This window comes from Seonamhaeicola algicola (genome assembly GCF_007997385.1).
GTDB lineage: Bacteria > Bacteroidota > Bacteroidia > Flavobacteriales > Flavobacteriaceae > Seonamhaeicola > Seonamhaeicola algicola.
This window is the reverse complement of sequence record NZ_VOSC01000012.1, coordinates 587746-606621: the sequence shown is the minus strand read 5'-3', so window position 1 is coordinate 606621 and position 18876 is coordinate 587746. Positions and strand designations below refer to the sequence as shown.

Here is an 18876-nt window from a genome sequence, read left to right as displayed (position 1 = left end):
AGGGTTTAACTCATACACTTGGTATTTTTTTTTAAATAAAGCCCAATACTAGGATGTTTGGGCTTTATGGTTTTTGGTTGATATATTTAAGGGTACTTTGGTTTATTAATTTATTATAATTTTTTTGGTAAGCACTTGGTTATCATCAGTTCTTAAATAAGCTACATAGGCTCCCGTTGCTACATTTGGCACTTCAATACCGTTTAACAGGGTTTCATTTGAAACATCATGCATTTCTAAAATAGTTTGCCCCGTCATGCTTACTATGGCCATTCTTTTTACTGATGCGGTTGATTTTTTAACATACAACCTACGTGCTGAATTTAAATAATATATAAAGTTTTCTTCTATTTGTACTTCTTCTGCACTAAGTGATTGTTGTTCTGATTGAAATACTATTTGAAACCTGTCATTAAATTTTCCTTGCTCTGAAGTAAAATTAAACGCATCGTTATGTTTTAAATCAAAGTACTCGCCTGTAAAATTATCTTTTATGTAAATTTCATCGGTTTCTTCAAAATTTATCAATTCAGTTATTTTAATTTTAAATGCGTTTTGACCTGATGATTTAAAGTTTAGCGGCACTACTTTATCTGGTGTTACATTAGCATAGGCTTGCATATTCATGTTTTCACCTTCAAAAGCAAGGTTTAAGTCGTTGTTATTTATTTCTTCACATTTAGTGTCATATCCGTAATCATAACCATCAGTAGTTTCATCACTAAAACCTAATAATAATTCGCGGTTTGTATCAGGCCCTGTAACGGTTGTAAACGCTAATCGTATTTTTTTAAACGGACTATCTTCTTCTATTACATTTTCAACTATTGCATTTTGTGATGATTTATTTGATTTTGAATTGTTTTTGAAAAACACTGAGCCACTGTAAAAACTTCCTCTAGCATCTTCTTCTAAAACAAAGGCTCTTTGTGCATTATTAAACTCTACTTTACCATCTGAAACAATTTCAGTAACAAAACCCTGACCCACTGGCAGATATTTAGTTGCTAATAAATTCCCACCTGGTAAAAGCAAATTAATTAAACCGCTTATACCTGAAAACTGATAAGCTCTTGTGGCTCCTAACAAACTAACCTGAGCATAACCTCCGTTGTACTCACTTAAATTATGCGAACTACCACTCCATTGTTGCCATAATTGAATGTTTCCATTTATAACACCTCTGTTATCTTGTATAAATTTATGAATATCAAGCGCAGATGGGTACGGGTTACCCAACAAATAATTTGTTCTTGATACTTCTGGCACAGACCCTGGTCCGCCAACATCTTTAACATCAATTAATATGGTGCCGTTATTGGGTTTACCTTCAAAAATATATTGTTGAGATTCAAAAGGCACACCGGTTCCTTTTTGGGTGTAACCTACACCTGGCTCTATATTTGTAGTGGTTGTAACTCGTGCCCAATCCCAATATGTTTTACCATTTTTGTAGGTATACATCCAATAGGAACTAATATTACCACTAGCTGTATAACTTGATGTAAACTGCATATTAAAGCCAGCATCATCCTTCAACATTCCCACCTGAAACGGCGTGTTATTTGGGTTATTTGTTAAAGCATTATTATCTGTTAATGTAGTTGCACTTGCTACACCCACAGGTGATGCCCAGTAATTGTACCAAAAAGCACTTGGGGTTCCTTCTTGCCTTCTTAACACCTTACCATCAGCCGATGTAACTAAATCACTTGTTTTGGTTTGAATTAATTGCGAATCGTTCATTAAATCTAAAGCACCGTTAAGCTCAAAATACCCCGTATTTTTTATTACATTATTACCGTTTACTGTTAATGTTTTTCCTGTATTAATTATTAAACCGTAAGAAGATAATGACGATGCTAATTCAATATCATTTTCAATTGCAACTATACTCCATTCCCTGTCTTCTGGCATAGATTCAACATCCCAAACATTACCATGTAGCCAAGAGTTTTGTGAGTTCCAAGCGCCATCAGCAATTGTTTTATATGGCATTGGTGCTGTTTGCTCTTGCACCGTTGATATATTAAACATTGTTAGGTTATTGTTATTACTTGAAAAATCTAGCACTTTGTTTGAAGCAATATTTGTCATTGGGTAATAAGCTACCAAACTAGCCCATGGCACTGTGGTTTTACTATCAAAATCAATAATATCTTTTGGTACTACAATACCTCTAACATTGCCATTGTTATTTTGAATTTCTTGATATACCATGGTTTGAATTTGTGTATCAGTTAGAGCTTGGTTAAATACTCTAACCTCATCTATTTCACCCTTAAAATATTGTTTGTTTGAAATATCTCTTGAAATACGACCAATTTCAAAATTACCAGTCCATTTTGATGTTGTTTGAATTTTAGATCCTGATAAAAATAAACTATATGAGGTTTTTACCTTTTTACCATCTAAATATATATTTACAGTACCTGAAGAACTTGAAAATGTACCAACAACATGGTGCCACTCATTTTTATTTATAGCACCTGCATTAAGCGTTCTTGAAACACCTTTTGATGTTTTTACACCAAACATTATGTTGTTATTATTTTTAACAAAAAGCCTACACCCATTATCTTCACCAAGTATGTTTAATTTTGTATTACCCGTAACGTTTTCTTCTAACTTTATCCATGCCATAATGGTTAACTCATTTAAACCGTTTAAAACACTGTTTCCTTGAAGATAATCGTCAACACCATCAAAATCAACTGATGCTATTGATGGGTATACAACAGCTACAGGAACATCACGATAATCTAAATCGCCTCCTGAGTTAACATCAGCATCTGAATCAGGTAAAACAGATGCATCTGAAGGGTTTTCAATGGCTTCATTTACATCCCAAATTGTATCACTAACACCATTAGTTTCAAAGGCATCATCTAGACCATCGTGGTCAGAATCAGTCCCCAAAACGGCGTTTTTCATGCCATTTTCTTCAATATCATCTAAATCATCATTATCACTATTTAAATCTTTATAGTCTGGTGTAGTATCTGCATCAGTATCAATAGGTATTATACCTGTTGCGTAATTACTCCAAAGCCCTTTATAAGCACCTGAGACATTTACTGTACCGCTAGGTAGCAGGTAACCCAAAGTAGTTTGCGCTTCAACGTTATCTGGTATACCATCGTTATCGCTATCAATATCTAAACTGTTCGGAAACCCATCATTATCAGTATCTACAAATAAAGGAATATCGCATACGCTATTAAACCTAACTTTATGCTCATTGTTTAATCCTCCTGTTGATGCTGAAAAACCAAAATATACTAAGCTACTACCGCCAAAATAATTGTTTATTAAGTCGCCTGTATAAATGCCTGCTAATGTACTATCTACATAATAACTTATAGTTTTGGTATTTTTATTCCATGTAATGGTTACTGTATGCCACAAGTTATTTTCTAACTGGCCTAAACTAGTTGCTGGTGTTAAAAATCCAGAGCTTGTTTGATTATCAGAATCCCAAATCATACCGTGATCTTGAGAAAGATCACCTAAAAAACTCCCATTGTAATACGTATCTAACTCTAAAACAATACCATTTTTTATACCTTTTGCCCCAATTCCGTTACCTGCAGCACCTACAGCCGATGCTCCTGCTGGGTCATTGTGAAAAATAATAGCCATACCATCTGCCCCATGATCATAGGCTCCTAAAAAAGCATCAAAAGAAAAAGAAAAACTTGTATCAAAATTAATACGTTCTTTAATTGTAGCAGCACCTGCTTGGTTATTAGTTGCTGTTGTTAATTGAAACTCATTATTTGAGACTTCAACTGCGGTTCCGCTTAATGAAAAAACTTCAGATATTGTACCATAAGTAATTCCTTTTTCAACACAATCTAAAATACCATCATTATCATCATCTACATCAACAACATCGGCAATACCATCACTATCTGTATCAATAAGTGGTACTGAATTTGAAATAAATTTTATGTTATAATCTTCAATTTCACCGGCTTCCCAATTAAAATTACATGATGTAAAATTAGTATTCTGACCAGTTCTGAAACCAACACGCATTACAGAATTACCAACATCTGCACCTTGAGGAATTGCTATTGAAAACGGAACATCTAAAGTTTTTGTTCCACGCCATCTATTGCCATTATCTTTTATATTGAACAAAAAGCGCTCACCATTATCTTCAAAATCGTCATCAGAGTTTTCATTAAAATTCAACCATATTACAACAGTATTGCTTGCATTGTTCCAACTATTAATAGTAACACTAACGGTTCCTGTTAAAGTTTCTCCTATTTCAATATGCTCAGTTGGAAGACTTGAAAAGTGCGTATAACCACCTGTTGTACCTGAAGAAGCGTTATTTATATTTCCAAAAGTTACATTAGAAATATAATTTGTATTATACGTATTAATATTGTTTGGTGTACAATATTGCGCATACGCGCTTACCGTTGTTAAGAATACTGCCAAAAACACGACTCTTAAAAAAGATATTGTTTTCATAGATTAATTGTTAATTGTATTAGAACCTAGTTTTCTAATACTAAACAACCACTACGTTTTTACTTCAAATGGACCTAAATACTTGAGAGAAAAAGCATTTAATAAGGCAATATTACACTAAACGTAGAAGAAAACCTAATAAAAAATGTGTTTTTTATCGATTAAAGTACTTAAAAATTCGCTGAAATGCATTTTTAAACAATTACTAAACACATAAAATTTTAATTCTCAACTCAATAAAGCAAAGCAACTAAGTCTTCAATTTTTGATAAATACTGAATTTTTATAACCGTATTTTTTAATGAAATTTTACTGTATTTTGATACAAATATGGTTGAAAACCCTAGTTTTTCAGCTTCTAAAATACGTTGCTCAACACGTTGTACAGGCCTTATTTCACCCGATAAACCAACCTCGGCAGCAAAACAGAAATTATTTTGTAACGCTTCATCTTCATTTGATGATAATATAGCTGCAATAACAGCTAAATCTATAGCAGGATCATCTACTGTTATTCCTCCTGTAATATTTAAAAACACATCTTTTGCCCCCAACCTGAAGCCAGCACGCTTTTCTAAAACAGCCAAAAGCATATTTAATCTTTTAGCATTAAAACCTGTAGCAGAACGCTGTGGTGTACCATAAACAGCCGTACTAACAAGAGCCTGCACCTCTATCATTAACGGGCGCATGCCTTCTAAAGTTGCAGCAATGGCATTACCCGACAAGTCTTCATCTTTTTTTGAAATTAATATTTCAGAAGGATTAGAAACTTCACGCAAACCAGCACCTTGCATTTCATAAATTCCTAACTCATTGGTAGAGCCAAAACGGTTTTTATTAGCTCTTAAAATTCTAAAAACATGGTTTCTATCGCCTTCAAACTGCAACACAGTATCAACCATATGTTCTAAAATTTTTGGACCCGCAATGTGGCCATCTTTAGTAATATGACCTATTAAAATAACAGGGGTAGCCGTTTCTTTTGCAAATTTTATAAGCTCTGTTGTACATTCTTTTATTTGAGAAATACTGCCTGCAGATGATTCTATATAATCACTGTGTAATGTTTGAATAGAATCTATTATTACTACATCGGGCTGTAAAGCTTCAATTTGTTTGAATATATTTTGTGTTTTGGTTTCAGTTAAAATGTAACAATTGCTATTATTAGGATTTATACGTTCTGCACGCATTTTTATTTGTTTTTGGCTTTCCTCACCAGAAACATACAATGTTTTATAAGGTAGTTTTAATGAAATTTGAAGTAATAAAGTACTTTTACCTATACCTGGTTCGCCACCTAATAGTGTTAATGAACCCAGAACAACACCACCACCCAAAACACGGTTAAACTCGGCATCTAAACTGTTTAATCTAGCATCTTCAGTAGTGTCAATTTCATTAATTTTTAATGGTTTTGAAACACGTTTGCTTGTAGTGTTTGTTGTAGCTTTCCAACCTACTTTTTCTGGTTTTTCAATAAGCTCTTCAGCAATAGTATTCCACGCTTTACAAGCATTACATTGCCCTTGCCATTTAGCATATTGTGCACCACAATTTTGACAAAAAAATGCTGTTTTTACTTTTGCCATCTATATATTTTAACCTTTTTAAATTATTGATTTTTTCAAACGAGTTAGTAACCAAAATCACTTTTTATAGCTTCGGCTTTTTCAAGTACTAAATCTTTAGTTATACCTGCAGCTTCATCTAGCATGTAAGCAGATTGATAGGTGCGCATTGCCTTTTTAGGCTCACCACCTTCTTCATAAAACCTAGCTATGTAGTAACTTCCTAATAGTGTTTCGGGGTATTGTTTTCTGGCAATTTTACCTAATTCTTCATAATATTGAAACTGCTCAGTTTTTTCAATTGCTGCAGAAATGGCTTTAAAATCATTTATTAAAATCTTTTTATTTAAACCAAAAAGTGCTTTTATGCTTTCATATTTATCAACTAAATAATCAACAGGAGAACCTTCTAACTCTAAAATAGTGTCTTTATATTCTTGTTTTGAAATAGGCTGAAATACTTTAAATATTTTTTCAATAGCTTTTGGTATGGTGTGTGTTGGCACTGAATAATGTGAGGTACCTTGAAATGATGTATAACCGTAGGTGAAATTTTTATTTTCAATTGCTGAAAGATCTTTATGTAACGCTTCCGTCATTTGAATAGTAGATTTTTTATCATTTTCAGTATTAGCTAAATAATAAAATATTTTAGATTCTACATTTTTTAAACGCTCAGGAATATAGTCTAACATATTTGGGGCTAACTCAGGACTAATAACAATGTATGCTTGAAATAATGGCGCACCTTTTAGCAGATAATAATTTATAAAATTAGCAGTTTCTCCATGACCTACAGCCACTTTAAAGTTTGAGGCTCGGTAATTTTTTTGAATATACGGTATAAGCTCTGTGCCAATAAACTCAAAAAAAGCGGCACCAGTTTCAATTGGCAACGAATTTTGTTCAGAGTACAAACAATCGTCAAAACGTTTACCCAGTTGGTTTACACCAACCACAATAGCATCTGGCATATCTTCCCAGTAAGCGTAATAATCAGTGTTGCCTGCCACAGCTTCAAACAAATAATCGCCATCTAAAACAATAAAAATTGGAAATACTTTATCTTCATTTGAATTGTAACCTCTTGGTAATTGTATTTTTATTTGGCGTTCTTCACCTAAACTAGCAGACTGAAAATTTTCATATTTAACTTGAGCTTCCGCAGAAAAAAATATGAGCAAAAACAAACAAATTGAACTAAATGTTTTCATAGGTTAAGGGGTTTTTGTTTTAAAGCGTAAGGTAAGAAATTATGCAACAGCTTTAAAAATTATTATTTGCTTTACGGTTTTTCTTTTGGTTGTATATTGGTAAATATATTAACGAAATACCACCACAAATAATTACTAATAAGGTTTGGGCTCCCCACATAATCCAGCCAAAGGCAATGCTTGGTTCTTCGGCAATTCCAAAAATTGAAAACGCACCATAAATAGCTAACGGATATGAGCCAATACCACCATTTGTTGCTGCAATACTAAAACTTGCTGCTATAAAACCTATTAAAATAGCCCCCATTGAAATACCTTGTAAAGGCTGAATAGCAAATGATGTTACGTAAAACATAAGCACATACATACCCCAAATAAATAGTGTATGAAAAATATATGCCCATTTATTTTTCATTTTAAATATGCTAAAAACACCTTCTATTAATCCATTAACAAACGCTTTTATTTTTAAGGCTATTTTTAACTTACTTTTTTTAATAAAAACAATTAAAAGGCCTCCTAAAACTATTAGTATTACTATAGCTACAATGATTTTGGTTGGATTAAATTTTTCGGCAAAAAAACTGTAAATAAAATCAAATTGAAGAAACAGTGTAATACCCACAATACATAACATAACAACCATATCTGCAATACGCTCAGCTACAATAGTGCCAAAACCTTTTTCAAACGGCACATCTTCATAATTTGTTAAAATGGAAGCTCTGGCAACTTCGCCAGCTCTTGGAATGGTGTAGTTTATTAAATACGTGGCAAAAACCGCCATAATACTATTTGCCAAACTAATATTACAACCCATTGGTGCTAATTGAAAACGCCAACGGTAAGCACGCGACAAATGACTTAATAAGCCTAAAAAAACACCTAAAATTATCCATGAATAATTTGATGTTTTTAAATACCCATAAATTTGTGCTAAAGATACTTTTGATAACGAATACCAAACTAAAAAAACTCCCAATAAAAGTGGGAGTACTATTTTAAGTGTGCTTTTTAGTTTTAATGGCAACGGTTTATTTTAATAAGTTGGTAGCCTCGTCTGGAAATACCAAAGAGGGTTTAAACTCCTTAGCTTCCTCAATACCCATAAAGGCATATGTTATTAAAATAAGCGTATCTCCTATTGATACTTTACGTGCAGCAGCACCGTTAAGTGTAATTTCGCCACTTTTTCTTGGTCCGGGTATACAATAGGTTTCTAAGCGCTCGCCATTATCATTATTAACAATTTGTACTTTTTCACCTTGTATAATATTGGCAGCGTCCATTAAATCTTCATCAATGGTAATACTACCTATGTAATTTAGTTCAGCGCCTGTGCACTTAACTCTGTGAATTTTAGATTTTACTACTTGAATTTGCATGGGGCAAAGATAATTAATTTAAAGCTATATTATCAATAAGTCTAATATCATCTGCATATACAGCTATAAACGCTCTATATGCTTTATTTTTATACTTACGGTTTACAGGTTTTAGGGTTTTTGCATCAGCAATAATAAAATATTCTAACTTTAAAATAGTATGATTAGAAAACTCATTTTCAACCCATTCCGTTACTTTACTAGCACTTTTTGTGCCAAAATGTTTTTTGGCATCTTTTAAGGTTTTATAAATAAAAGGCGCTGCTTTTAAATACGCTGGTTTTAAACGCGTATTGCGAGAACTCATGGCCAAACCTGAAGATTCTCTGTAAATAGGACAGCCTGTTATTTTTACAGGAATATTATGCTTTTCAACTAATTTTTTTATGATTTGTAATTGCTGAAAATCTTTTTCGCCAAAATATGCATTATGGGGCGTAGTTATTTCAAAAAGGCGTTTAACAATTGTACCAACGCCGTTAAAATGACCATGACGAAATTTACCTTCCATTTCATGCTCTAAACCATCAAAATCATAGGCTTCAGCTACTGTATTTCCTTCATAAACATCATCAACAGTTGGTGCATAAACCAAGATGTTATTTTCTGAAAGTGTTTTAAGTAACTTAACGTCTTCAGGCAATGTTCTTGGGTATTTTTCTAAATCGGTACTATTATCAAACTGTGTTGGGTTTACAAAAATACTAACAACTACTTTATCATTTTCTTTTAAAGCCCTTTCAACCAAAGCCAAATGCCCGTTGTGTAAAGCACCCATGGTTGGCACCAAACCAATGTTTAAGTTTTCAGCCTTAAAAAGGTTTATTTTAGCTGATATTTCTTGTTTTTTATTGTAAACTTCCACTATTTAATAAAAAATTAACGGCTGCAAACTTAAGATTTTACAGCCAATTTGCATAAATTTTTGTACTTTTGCGTGTTTTTTATTTTGAAAGTACTTGTAAAAACCTGTGCTAACAAAATGTTCCCTAATAAAAAAATCGTTAACCCGATTATTAAAATGGCTTAATAGAAGCCAAATAAAAGTAAACATATGAAAGATAAGAGGATATTGTATGTATCATCTGAAGTAGTGCCTTATTTACCTGAAACCGAAATTTCTTCAATGTCGTTTGAAGCCCCTAGATTAGTAAATCAACAAGGTGGGCAAATTAGAATTTTTATGCCACGATATGGAAACATAAATGAGCGTAGACATCAATTACACGAAGTTATACGTTTATCTGGTATAAATCTGGTAATTAATGATTTAGATATGCCTCTTATTATAAAAGTAGCATCAATACCTAAAGAGCGTATTCAAGTTTACTTTATTGATAATGATGAGTATTTTAAAAGAAAAGCAACATTAACTGATGAAGATGGCGCATTGTTTTCTGACAATGATGAACGTGCTATTTTCTTTGCAAAAGGCGTTATTGAAACAGTAAAAAAACTAAATTGGTCTCCTGATGTTATTCATGTTCATGGTTGGTTAGCATCACTACTTCCTGTATATTTAAAAGAATATTATAAAGACGAACCTTTATTTAGTGAAAGTAAAATTGTTACTTCGGTGTATAACCAAAGTTTTAACAATACTTTAAATAAAGACATGCTTAATAAAATTAAATTTGACAACATAAATGAAGATGCTGTTAAAGTGTTAGATGAACCATCATACAACAACTTAATGAAAGTTGCCATTGATTATTCTGATGCACTAATAATAGGTTCAGAAAACATACCTGAAGAATTACAAAACTATTTAGAAACAGCAAACAAACCTATTTTAGAATATAAAAACAAAGATGAATTTGGCGAAGCTTATACAACATTTTTTAATAATACCGTTTTAAGTTAACCATATATTCATTTAGTGTATACATGAAAAAGATTTTAAAAGCCCTTACTACGCCTACACTTTTATTATTACTTGTAATCTCTTTTATTGCATGCGATAAAGATTTTTACACCATTGAAAGTGATGTTTTAGGTGAAAACAACGCTAATTTTGACACGAATTTAGATATTTACCCCATAATAAGTTACAACAAAAAGTTAGACTCATTACAGGTAAACAACCTAACGTCAAACCTACTAGGCTTTTATAATGACCCTGAATACGGATCGACCACGGCAAGTGTCATTACGCAAATAAATGCCACTGCTTACAATCCAGATTTTGGGAACAATCCTGAATTAGACTCTGTGATTTTAAGCATTCCTTACTTCAACAGAAGTACTGGATTTGATGATGATGGCTTCCCAACATACACTATTAGCGATTCTTTATTTGGTGATGAAGTATCTCCTATAAAACTTTCAATTTTTGAAAGCACTTATTTTTTAAGAGATTTTAACCCTGATAATTTAGGTGAAACTCAAAAATATTACTCGCATGCAAGTAATGCATCATCAGATAATTTTGCAAGAACTGATAATACGCTAATAAATTTTGATGATTTCAAAAGTACTCAACTTATTGATACTACATTTACACCAAGTAGCAATACTATAATTACCACAACTGAAACTGACACTTTAAGATTCATTCCTGCTTTAAGAGCTAAATTAGACTCTCTGTTTTGGCAAAATAAAATACTAAACAAACAAGGCACACCAGAATTGGTTAATGCAAACAACTTTAAAAACTACTTTAGAGGGCTATATTTTAAAGCAGAACCTGTTAACAATAACGGAAATATGGTACTTTTAAATTTTGCTTCAACTGATGCTTCTATAACTATTTACTATAAAAAAGATAATGAAAGTGATAGTGAAGGTGAAAAAGAACAAGCAACATATACCTTTAACTTTTCAGGCAACAGATTAAACACGTTCACAAATAATTACACCAAAACGTTAACAAACGGTAATAAGAATGTTGGTGATGATAAATTATATATTAAAGGTACTGAAGGCTCAATGGCTATAGTAAATTTATTTGATGGTTTAGTTGATTGTGACGGTGATGGAAATGTAGATGATGATGCACTAGAATGTTTTAAAAATAGATTTAGAGCCAAAAACGATCAAGGTGAATACATAATTGAAAGTACAACTGGCGAGTATGTTTTAAAACAACTAATTAACGAAGCACATTTAGAAGTTTATGAAGATGATGCCTTAAACACGGGTGGCAACACAAATTTACATAAGTACGACAGAATTTATGCTTACGATGTAAAAAACAACATCCCACTAATTGATTATTCTTTAGATCCAACAGGCAATACAACGTCACCAGTTAGCTCAATTATATTTCACCTTACACAACGTGATACTATCAATAAAAAATACAAAATACGCCTAACTGAACATTTAAACAATATTTTATTAAGAGACTCTACAAACACACAATTAGGCTTGGTTTTATCAACCAATGTTAATATAACAGGAAGCTCTGATATTTTAAAAAGTGATGATGCTGTAACAGCTGTACCTACAGCCTCAATTATTACAACCAGAGGTACTATTTTATACGGAAGTACTGAAAATGTTCCCGAAGAAAAACGCCTTAAACTTAAAATATTTGCTACAAAACCAAACCAATAGTAGCCAGTAGTTTAAACCTTTGTGTTATTTCATCGTATAAAACGCCTACTTTATATAATTTACTAGGCCGTTTTAGTATTTATTTTACATATTTGTGCAGCTATTAATCAATAACCCAAATTTAAAAACTTATGTGCGGAATAGTTGGATACTTAGGTCACAGAGAAGCTTATCCTATTATAATTGAAGGACTTAAACGCTTAGAATATAGAGGCTATGACAGTGCCGGTGTAGCTTTATTTGACGGAACAGATTTAAAAATATCTAAAACCAAAGGTAAAGTTGCAGATCTTGAAGAACTTTCAAACAAAACAATAACTAAAACAGGTAATGTTGGTATTGGCCATACACGTTGGGCAACACATGGTGTGCCTAATGATGTTAACTCGCACCCACATGTTTCAAACTCTGGAGATTTAGTATTAATTCACAATGGTATTATTGAGAATTATGAATCTTTAAAAAAGGAGTTAACAACCAGAGGCTACACCTTCAAATCTGATACAGATACCGAAGTTTTAGTAAACCTTATTGAAGATGTTAAAAAGGAAGAAGGCGTAAAATTAGGTAAAGCAGTTCAAATTGCCTTAAACCAAGTAATTGGTGCTTATGCCATTACAGTTTTTGATAAAAACAAACCTGAAGAGGTTGTAGTTGCAAAATTAGGTAGCCCATTAGCCGTTGGTATTGGTGAAGATGAATTTTTCATAGCCAGTGATGCTTCCCCTTTTATTGAATACACAAAAGATGCTATTTATTTAGAAGATGAAGAAATGGCTATTTTAAGATTTCATAAAGGCATTAAAATAAGAAAAATAAAAGATGATTCTTTAGTAGATCCTTATATTCAAAAACTTCAATTAAACCTAGAAGAAATTGAAAAGGGTGGTTATGAACACTTCATGCTAAAAGAAATCCATGAACAACCTAAAGCTATACAAGACACTTACAGAGGTAGACTTTTAAGAGATCAAGCTATTATAAAAATGGCTGGTGTTGAAGATAATATGAAAAAATTCTTGAACGCTAACAGAATTATAATAGTAGCCTGTGGTACGTCATGGCATGCTGGTTTAGTTGCCGAATATATTTTTGAAGACTTAGCAAGAATACCTGTTGAAGTTGAATACGCTTCAGAATTTAGATACAGAAACCCGGTTATTACTGAAAATGATGTTTTAATAGCTATTTCGCAATCTGGTGAAACTGCCGATACACTTGCTGCCATTAAGTTAGCAAAATCTAAAGGCGCCTTTGTTTTTGGTGTTTGTAATGTTGTAGGTTCATCTATAGCTAGAGAAACTCATGCCGGAGCATATACGCATGCCGGACCTGAAATTGGTGTTGCATCAACTAAAGCCTTCACAACACAAATAACAGTTCTTACTTTAATGGCTTTAAGATTAGCCAGAGCAAAAGGCACTATTAGCAGCTCTGATTACCGTCATCATTTACTGGAACTAGAAATGATACCAAGCAAAGTTGAAGAAGCTTTAAAATCTGACGCGCATATAAAATACATTGCTGATATTTATAAAGAAGCTACTAACTGTTTATACTTAGGCCGTGGTTATAACTTTCCAGTTGCTTTAGAAGGCGCTTTAAAACTTAAAGAAATATCATACATTCACGCCGAAGGTTATCCTGCCGCCGAAATGAAACATGGCCCAATTGCTTTAATTGATGAAAACATGCCTGTTATTGTAATTGCCACTAAAAAAGGCCATTATGAAAAAGTAGTTAGTAACATTCAAGAAATAAAATCTAGAAAAGGAAAAATTATAGGTATTGTTACTGAAGGCGATGAGCAAGTTAAAGCACTAGCAGACCATGTTATTGAAGTTCCTGAAACATTAGAACCTTTAACACCTCTATTAACAACTATACCATTACAACTGTTATCATACCATATTGCGGTTTTACTTGATAAAAATGTAGATCAACCAAGAAATTTAGCAAAATCTGTAACAGTAGAGTAATCAAAAAAAAAACATATCATTAAAAGTAAAGCCTAGAAATTTCTAGGCTTTTTTTATGCTTTACAAACCAGTTTTGCACCTACATTTTAAGAAAAATGTATTTTTTTTATATTTTTTTTGTTAATTTATATTATGCGCGCATAGTTTTTTAAGATTTTATTTATATATTGGCTTATTAACTAAAACTAATTATTGCTTAGATGAAGACAATTCTACCCTTCCTACTGTTGTTTTTGTGCAGTTTAACTTACGCCCAAACAACAGTAACTGGCTCAGTTACTGATGATAATGGCCAACCCATTCCAGGAGCAAATGTAATTATAGTAGGTACCACCGTTGGTATTGTAACAGATTTTGATGGTAACTTCACGTTAACCTACAATGAAAACCCACCGTTTACTATCCAGGCTAGTAGTGTTGGTTTTGAATCTGCTACGGCTGAAATTACAAAATACAAACAAAACGTTTCTTTAATTTTAAAAGAAGGTAACGCTTTAGATGAAGTAGTTATATCTGCTTCTAGAACACCTGAACGTATTTTTGAATCGCCTGTAACAGTTGAACGCTTTGGGCTAAAAGAAATTAAAAACACAGCCTCTTCTGAATTTTATGATGGCTTAGAAAACTTAAAAGGTGTTGATATAAACACAAATAGTTTAACGTTTAAATCTATAAACACCAGAGGTTTTGCCACATTTGCTAACACACGTTTTATGCAACGTGTTGATGGTATGGATAATGCTGCACCCGCATTAAACTTTCCGTTAGGAAATTTATTAGGTATGGTAGAAACTGATGTACAAAGTGTAGAGCTTCTACCCGGAGCAGCATCAGCGCTATACGGTGCCAACGCATTCAATGGTATTTTATTCATGACAAGTAAAAATCCTTTTGATCATGCTGGTATAAGTGCCTATTTTAAAATGGGAATAACTTCGCAAGAAGCCGCTGGTGACAATGAATATAAAGATTATGGTATTAGAGTAGCGCACAAATTCAGTAACAAATTTGCAGCCAAAGTAAATTTTAGCTACTTACAAGGAACAGATTGGGTAGCAAATGACACAAGAGGCAAAGACAGAAATACAACATTTATAAAAAACAACAGCACAAGAGAAAACGACCCAGATTATGATGGTGTTAATGTTTATGGTGATTTAGCTACAACTAACCTTAGAAACGTAAAAGAAAATCCCGATTTTTTAAGTCGATTACCAAACCCTGCCTTAGCTAATTTAATTCCTGAGGTTAATGTTAGTAGAACAGGGTATCATGAAGCAGATTTAACAGATTATGATGCTAAAAGTATCAAAACCGATTGGGGATTATACTACCGCCCATGGGAAAATGATTTTGAAATTCAGTATGTTGGTAAAATAGGTTCAGGTTCTACCATTTATCAAGGTTCAAATAGATATTCTATTAAAAACTTCTTCTTACAACAACATAAATTAGAAATTAAAAACGATAACTTTTTTATAAGAGGTTATGTAACTGCAGATAATGCAGGAGACTCTTATGACATGGTTTTTACAGGGGTTAACGTAAACAGAAAATGGAAGTCTGATGAAGATTGGTTCGGAGAGTACGCTGGTGCCTTTTTACAAGCTACACTTGCTGGTTTAAACGGAGATCAAGCCCATGCTGCAGCAAGACAAGCTGCTGACACAGGACGCCTTGAACCAGGAACACCAGAATTTCAGCAAGCTTTTAACGCTGTAACTAACGACCCTGATATTTTAACAGGAAGTCAGTTAAAAGACGAATCTAAAATTTACCACTCTGATGCCAATTACAATTTTAGTCACCTAATTGATTGGGCCGAAATTCAAGTTGGTGGTTCTTACAGAAAATATGTATTAAATTCTTTCGGTTCTATTTACACTGACAGAAATGAGGAGATCCCTTATTCAGAAGTAGGCTTATATACACAAATTCAGAAAAAGTTTTTAGAAGATGATCGTTTGAAATTAACTGCATCATTAAGGTATGATAAATCTGAATTATTTGACGCTTTCTTTTCTCCAAGATTATCTGTAGGCTATAACTTAGGCGAAAATAACAACCATAATTTAAGAGCATCATTCCAAACAGGTTTCAGAAACCCTGATACGCAAGCATTATATATTGGTTTTAATGTAGGCCCAATTACACTTATTGGTAGTGCTTTTGATAATCCTGAAAGATTTACCAGAACAGTTAGTGGTACCGAAATTTCACCAACAGGTCAAGCTATTTTAGGTACAAATTCATACACATACAATGCTACTGGCGCATATGATAATTCATTTACACGAAGCTCTGTTACGGCTTTTGCAGCATCACAAAACCCAACAGATTTAGAAGTAGCAAACCCAGGTTTAGTAAAACCAGAACAAGTAAGCTCATTTGAAGTTGGCTATAGAGGTAAAATAGATAAAATAAGTTTAGATTTTAGCGCCTATTATAACCAATACAAAGATTTCATTACTACTGTAGATGTTATAAACCCATACTACGGCGATGTGCAATTATCACAAACTTTTCCTGTAAATGGTACACCAACTCCATTATCTGTTATTGCTTTAGCAAATGAAGATTTTCAAGCCTATAGAGCTTATACTAACACATCTGAAGATGTAAGCTCATACGGTGCTTCATTAGGTGTTTCAACAAAAATATTTGGTGATTTTGATTTAGGTGCTAATTACACATACGCAAAATTAGATTTTGACAGACAAGCAAACTCTGATTTTCAAACAAATTTTAATACACCAGAACACAAATTTAAAGCCACATTTGGAAACAATGATTTATTTGAAAACTTTGGCTTTAATGTAGCTTGGAGATGGAGTGACAACTACGTTTGGGAAGCATCTTTTTTAACTGCCGATGTTCCTGCGTATCATGTGCTAGATGCACAAATAAACTTAAGGGTACCTAGTTTAAAATCATCTTTCAAAGTTGGAGCAACCAATCTTTTAGGTGATGAATACTTCACAGCAGCAGGAACAGGATATATAGGATCTCAATACTATGTATCATGGATAATTAATAACCTATAAAATTAAAATTATGAAAATTAAATATATATGGCTTTTAGTAATTTTAGTAGGATTTTTTTCCTGTGATGATTTAGAAAGCCCCATACCAGAACAAGAAGTTATACCAGAATTAACCTCAGGTACTGCAGATTTTTCAAATTATGTGGCATTAGGCGCTTCATTTACCGCAGGCTTTACTGACAATGCATTATTTAAAGCATCTCAACAAAACTCATTTCCTAACATGCTAGCCAGCAAATTTGCTTTAGCTGGAGGAGGCGATTTTACGCAACCTTTAATGAATGACAATTTTGGAGGTTTAGCTGCTAATGGTAACAGAATTACTGACCCCAGATTAGTTTTTAACGGTTCTGCCCCAGCAGGTTTAGAAACCGTTATTGGCCCTGTAACCGTATCAACAGATATTGTATTAAACAACCCAACAGGTCCTTTTAACAATTTAGGCGTACCAGGAGCAAAAAGCTTTCATTTAGTTGCTGAAGGTTTTGGTAACTTACAAAACTTTCCAACAGCAGCAAATCCTTATGCTATTCGTATAACTGGTGGTGCTTCAAATGCTTCTATTTTAGACTTAGCTTTAGAACAAAACCCTACCTTTTTTACACTATCTGAAATTGGAGGTAATGATGTTTTAGGTTATGCTATTTCAGGTGGAGACGGCACCAACACAATTACAGATGCTACTACGTTTAACAATGCATTTGGTTTCCTTGTTTCAGAACTTACTAAAAATGGTGCAAAAGGGGTTGTTACAACAGTACCTTACATTACAGATTTAGCACATTTCACTACAGTACCCCATAATCCTGTTCCATTAAATGAAGCTTCTGCTAATCAAATAAACAATGGCTACGCACAATATAACGGTGGTTTAGCCACTATGGTTACATTAGGACAAATAACCCAAGAAGAAGCAGATAAACGCACCATTCAATTCATGGCATCAGCTACTAATGCAGTTGTAATTGAAGATGAAAATTTAACAGATCTTTCAACTTTTGGCATACCAAGCTACAGGCATGCAACAGCCGAAGACCTACTTGTTTTGCCTGCACTAAATTTTATAGGCACTGCAGTAAACAATGACCCAACCAAACTTAACGGAATAACCGTTCCTTTAAAAGACAAATGGGTTTTAACTCCTGAAGAACAAATGGAAATAAGTACAGCAACCGATACTTTTAACGCCACTATAACTTCAGTAGCTAATGCCAATGAAAACGTAGCATTATTAGATTTAAATGCTATTTTAACAGAATTAGCTTCTACAGGTATTATGTTTGATGGTTATTCATTAAAATCAAGTTTAGTTACAGGAGGCGCTATTAGTTTAGATGGTATTCACCTAACAGCAAGAGGGTATGCACTTATGGCCAATAAATTTTTAGAAATTATTGACAGCGAATTTGGGAGCAATTTTAAAGTTTCTGGCAACCTTTTAAAAGCTAGTAATTATCAAACAAATTACACTCCTGCCCTACAATAAACCACATATACATACAAATATTTAAAACACCTTCATTACGAAGGTGTTTTTTCTTACTAAAAAAGAGTAAAAAAGAAGTTTATCTTTTAATTAAAACCTCTATCTTTGCAGCCGAAAACAAAACCATGTTTTCACACAATTAAATCGC

The 18876-nt window shown here is 33.0% G+C and carries 11 protein-coding genes; 5 read left to right on the top strand and 6 right to left on the bottom strand.

Annotated elements, in window-relative coordinates:
* Window positions 1–105: 105 nt before the first annotated feature.
* The 6 genes from FUA26_RS05065 to panC form a co-directional block, all read right to left on the bottom strand.
* Window positions 106–4488: a lectin-like domain-containing protein gene (locus tag FUA26_RS05065; RefSeq protein WP_147132426.1), complete on the bottom strand. Its 4383-nt coding sequence runs from the start codon at window positions 4486–4488 to the stop codon at window positions 106–108.
* A 233-nt stretch (window positions 4489–4721) separates the two neighbouring features.
* The gene (gene radA, locus FUA26_RS05060) at window positions 4722–6083 is read right to left on the bottom strand and encodes a DNA repair protein RadA (protein ID WP_147132423.1); all 1362 of its coding nucleotides are present in this window, start codon (window positions 6081–6083) and stop codon (window positions 4722–4724) included.
* Between the two features lie 44 nt (window positions 6084–6127).
* The gene (locus FUA26_RS05055) at window positions 6128–7276 is read right to left on the bottom strand and encodes an alpha/beta hydrolase (RefSeq protein ID WP_147132420.1); all 1149 of its coding nucleotides are present in this window, start codon (window positions 7274–7276) and stop codon (window positions 6128–6130) included.
* A gap of 52 nt (window positions 7277–7328) precedes the next feature.
* Window positions 7329–8306, bottom strand: a complete 978-nt coding sequence (locus tag FUA26_RS05050; RefSeq protein WP_147132417.1) for a lysylphosphatidylglycerol synthase transmembrane domain-containing protein — start codon at window positions 8304–8306, stop codon at window positions 7329–7331.
* A gap of 4 nt (window positions 8307–8310) precedes the next feature.
* Entirely contained in the window at window positions 8311–8661 is a 351-nt protein-coding gene (gene panD / locus FUA26_RS05045; protein WP_147132414.1) for an aspartate 1-decarboxylase, read from the bottom strand.
* Window positions 8662–8674: 13 nt separating this feature from the next.
* Window positions 8675–9526, bottom strand: coding sequence for a pantoate--beta-alanine ligase (gene panC, locus FUA26_RS05040; RefSeq protein WP_147132411.1), 852 nt, complete (start codon window positions 9524–9526; stop codon window positions 8675–8677).
* 189 nt (window positions 9527–9715) lie between these two features.
* On the opposite strand from panC, the gene FUA26_RS05035 reads away from it, so the two are divergent.
* From FUA26_RS05035 to FUA26_RS05015, 5 genes are all read left to right on the top strand, one after another.
* Window positions 9716–10525, top strand: a complete 810-nt coding sequence (locus FUA26_RS05035) for a glycogen/starch synthase (RefSeq protein WP_147132408.1) — start codon at window positions 9716–9718, stop codon at window positions 10523–10525.
* Between the two features lie 23 nt (window positions 10526–10548).
* Window positions 10549–12219, top strand: coding sequence for a DUF4270 domain-containing protein (locus FUA26_RS05030; RefSeq protein WP_147132405.1), 1671 nt, complete (start codon window positions 10549–10551; stop codon window positions 12217–12219).
* A 131-nt stretch (window positions 12220–12350) separates the two neighbouring features.
* Window positions 12351–14198, top strand: coding sequence for a glutamine--fructose-6-phosphate transaminase (isomerizing) (glmS, locus tag FUA26_RS05025; protein WP_147132403.1), 1848 nt, complete (start codon window positions 12351–12353; stop codon window positions 14196–14198).
* Window positions 14199–14398: 200 nt separating this feature from the next.
* Window positions 14399–17242 (top strand): TonB-dependent receptor, encoded by a 2844-nt coding sequence (locus FUA26_RS05020; RefSeq protein ID WP_147132400.1) that lies wholly within the window; start codon window positions 14399–14401, stop codon window positions 17240–17242.
* 10 nt (window positions 17243–17252) lie between these two features.
* Complete coding sequence (locus FUA26_RS05015; RefSeq protein WP_147132399.1) at window positions 17253–18728, top strand: SGNH/GDSL hydrolase family protein; 1476 nt, start codon at window positions 17253–17255, stop codon at window positions 18726–18728.
* The last annotated feature ends 148 nt before the right edge of the window (window positions 18729–18876 follow it).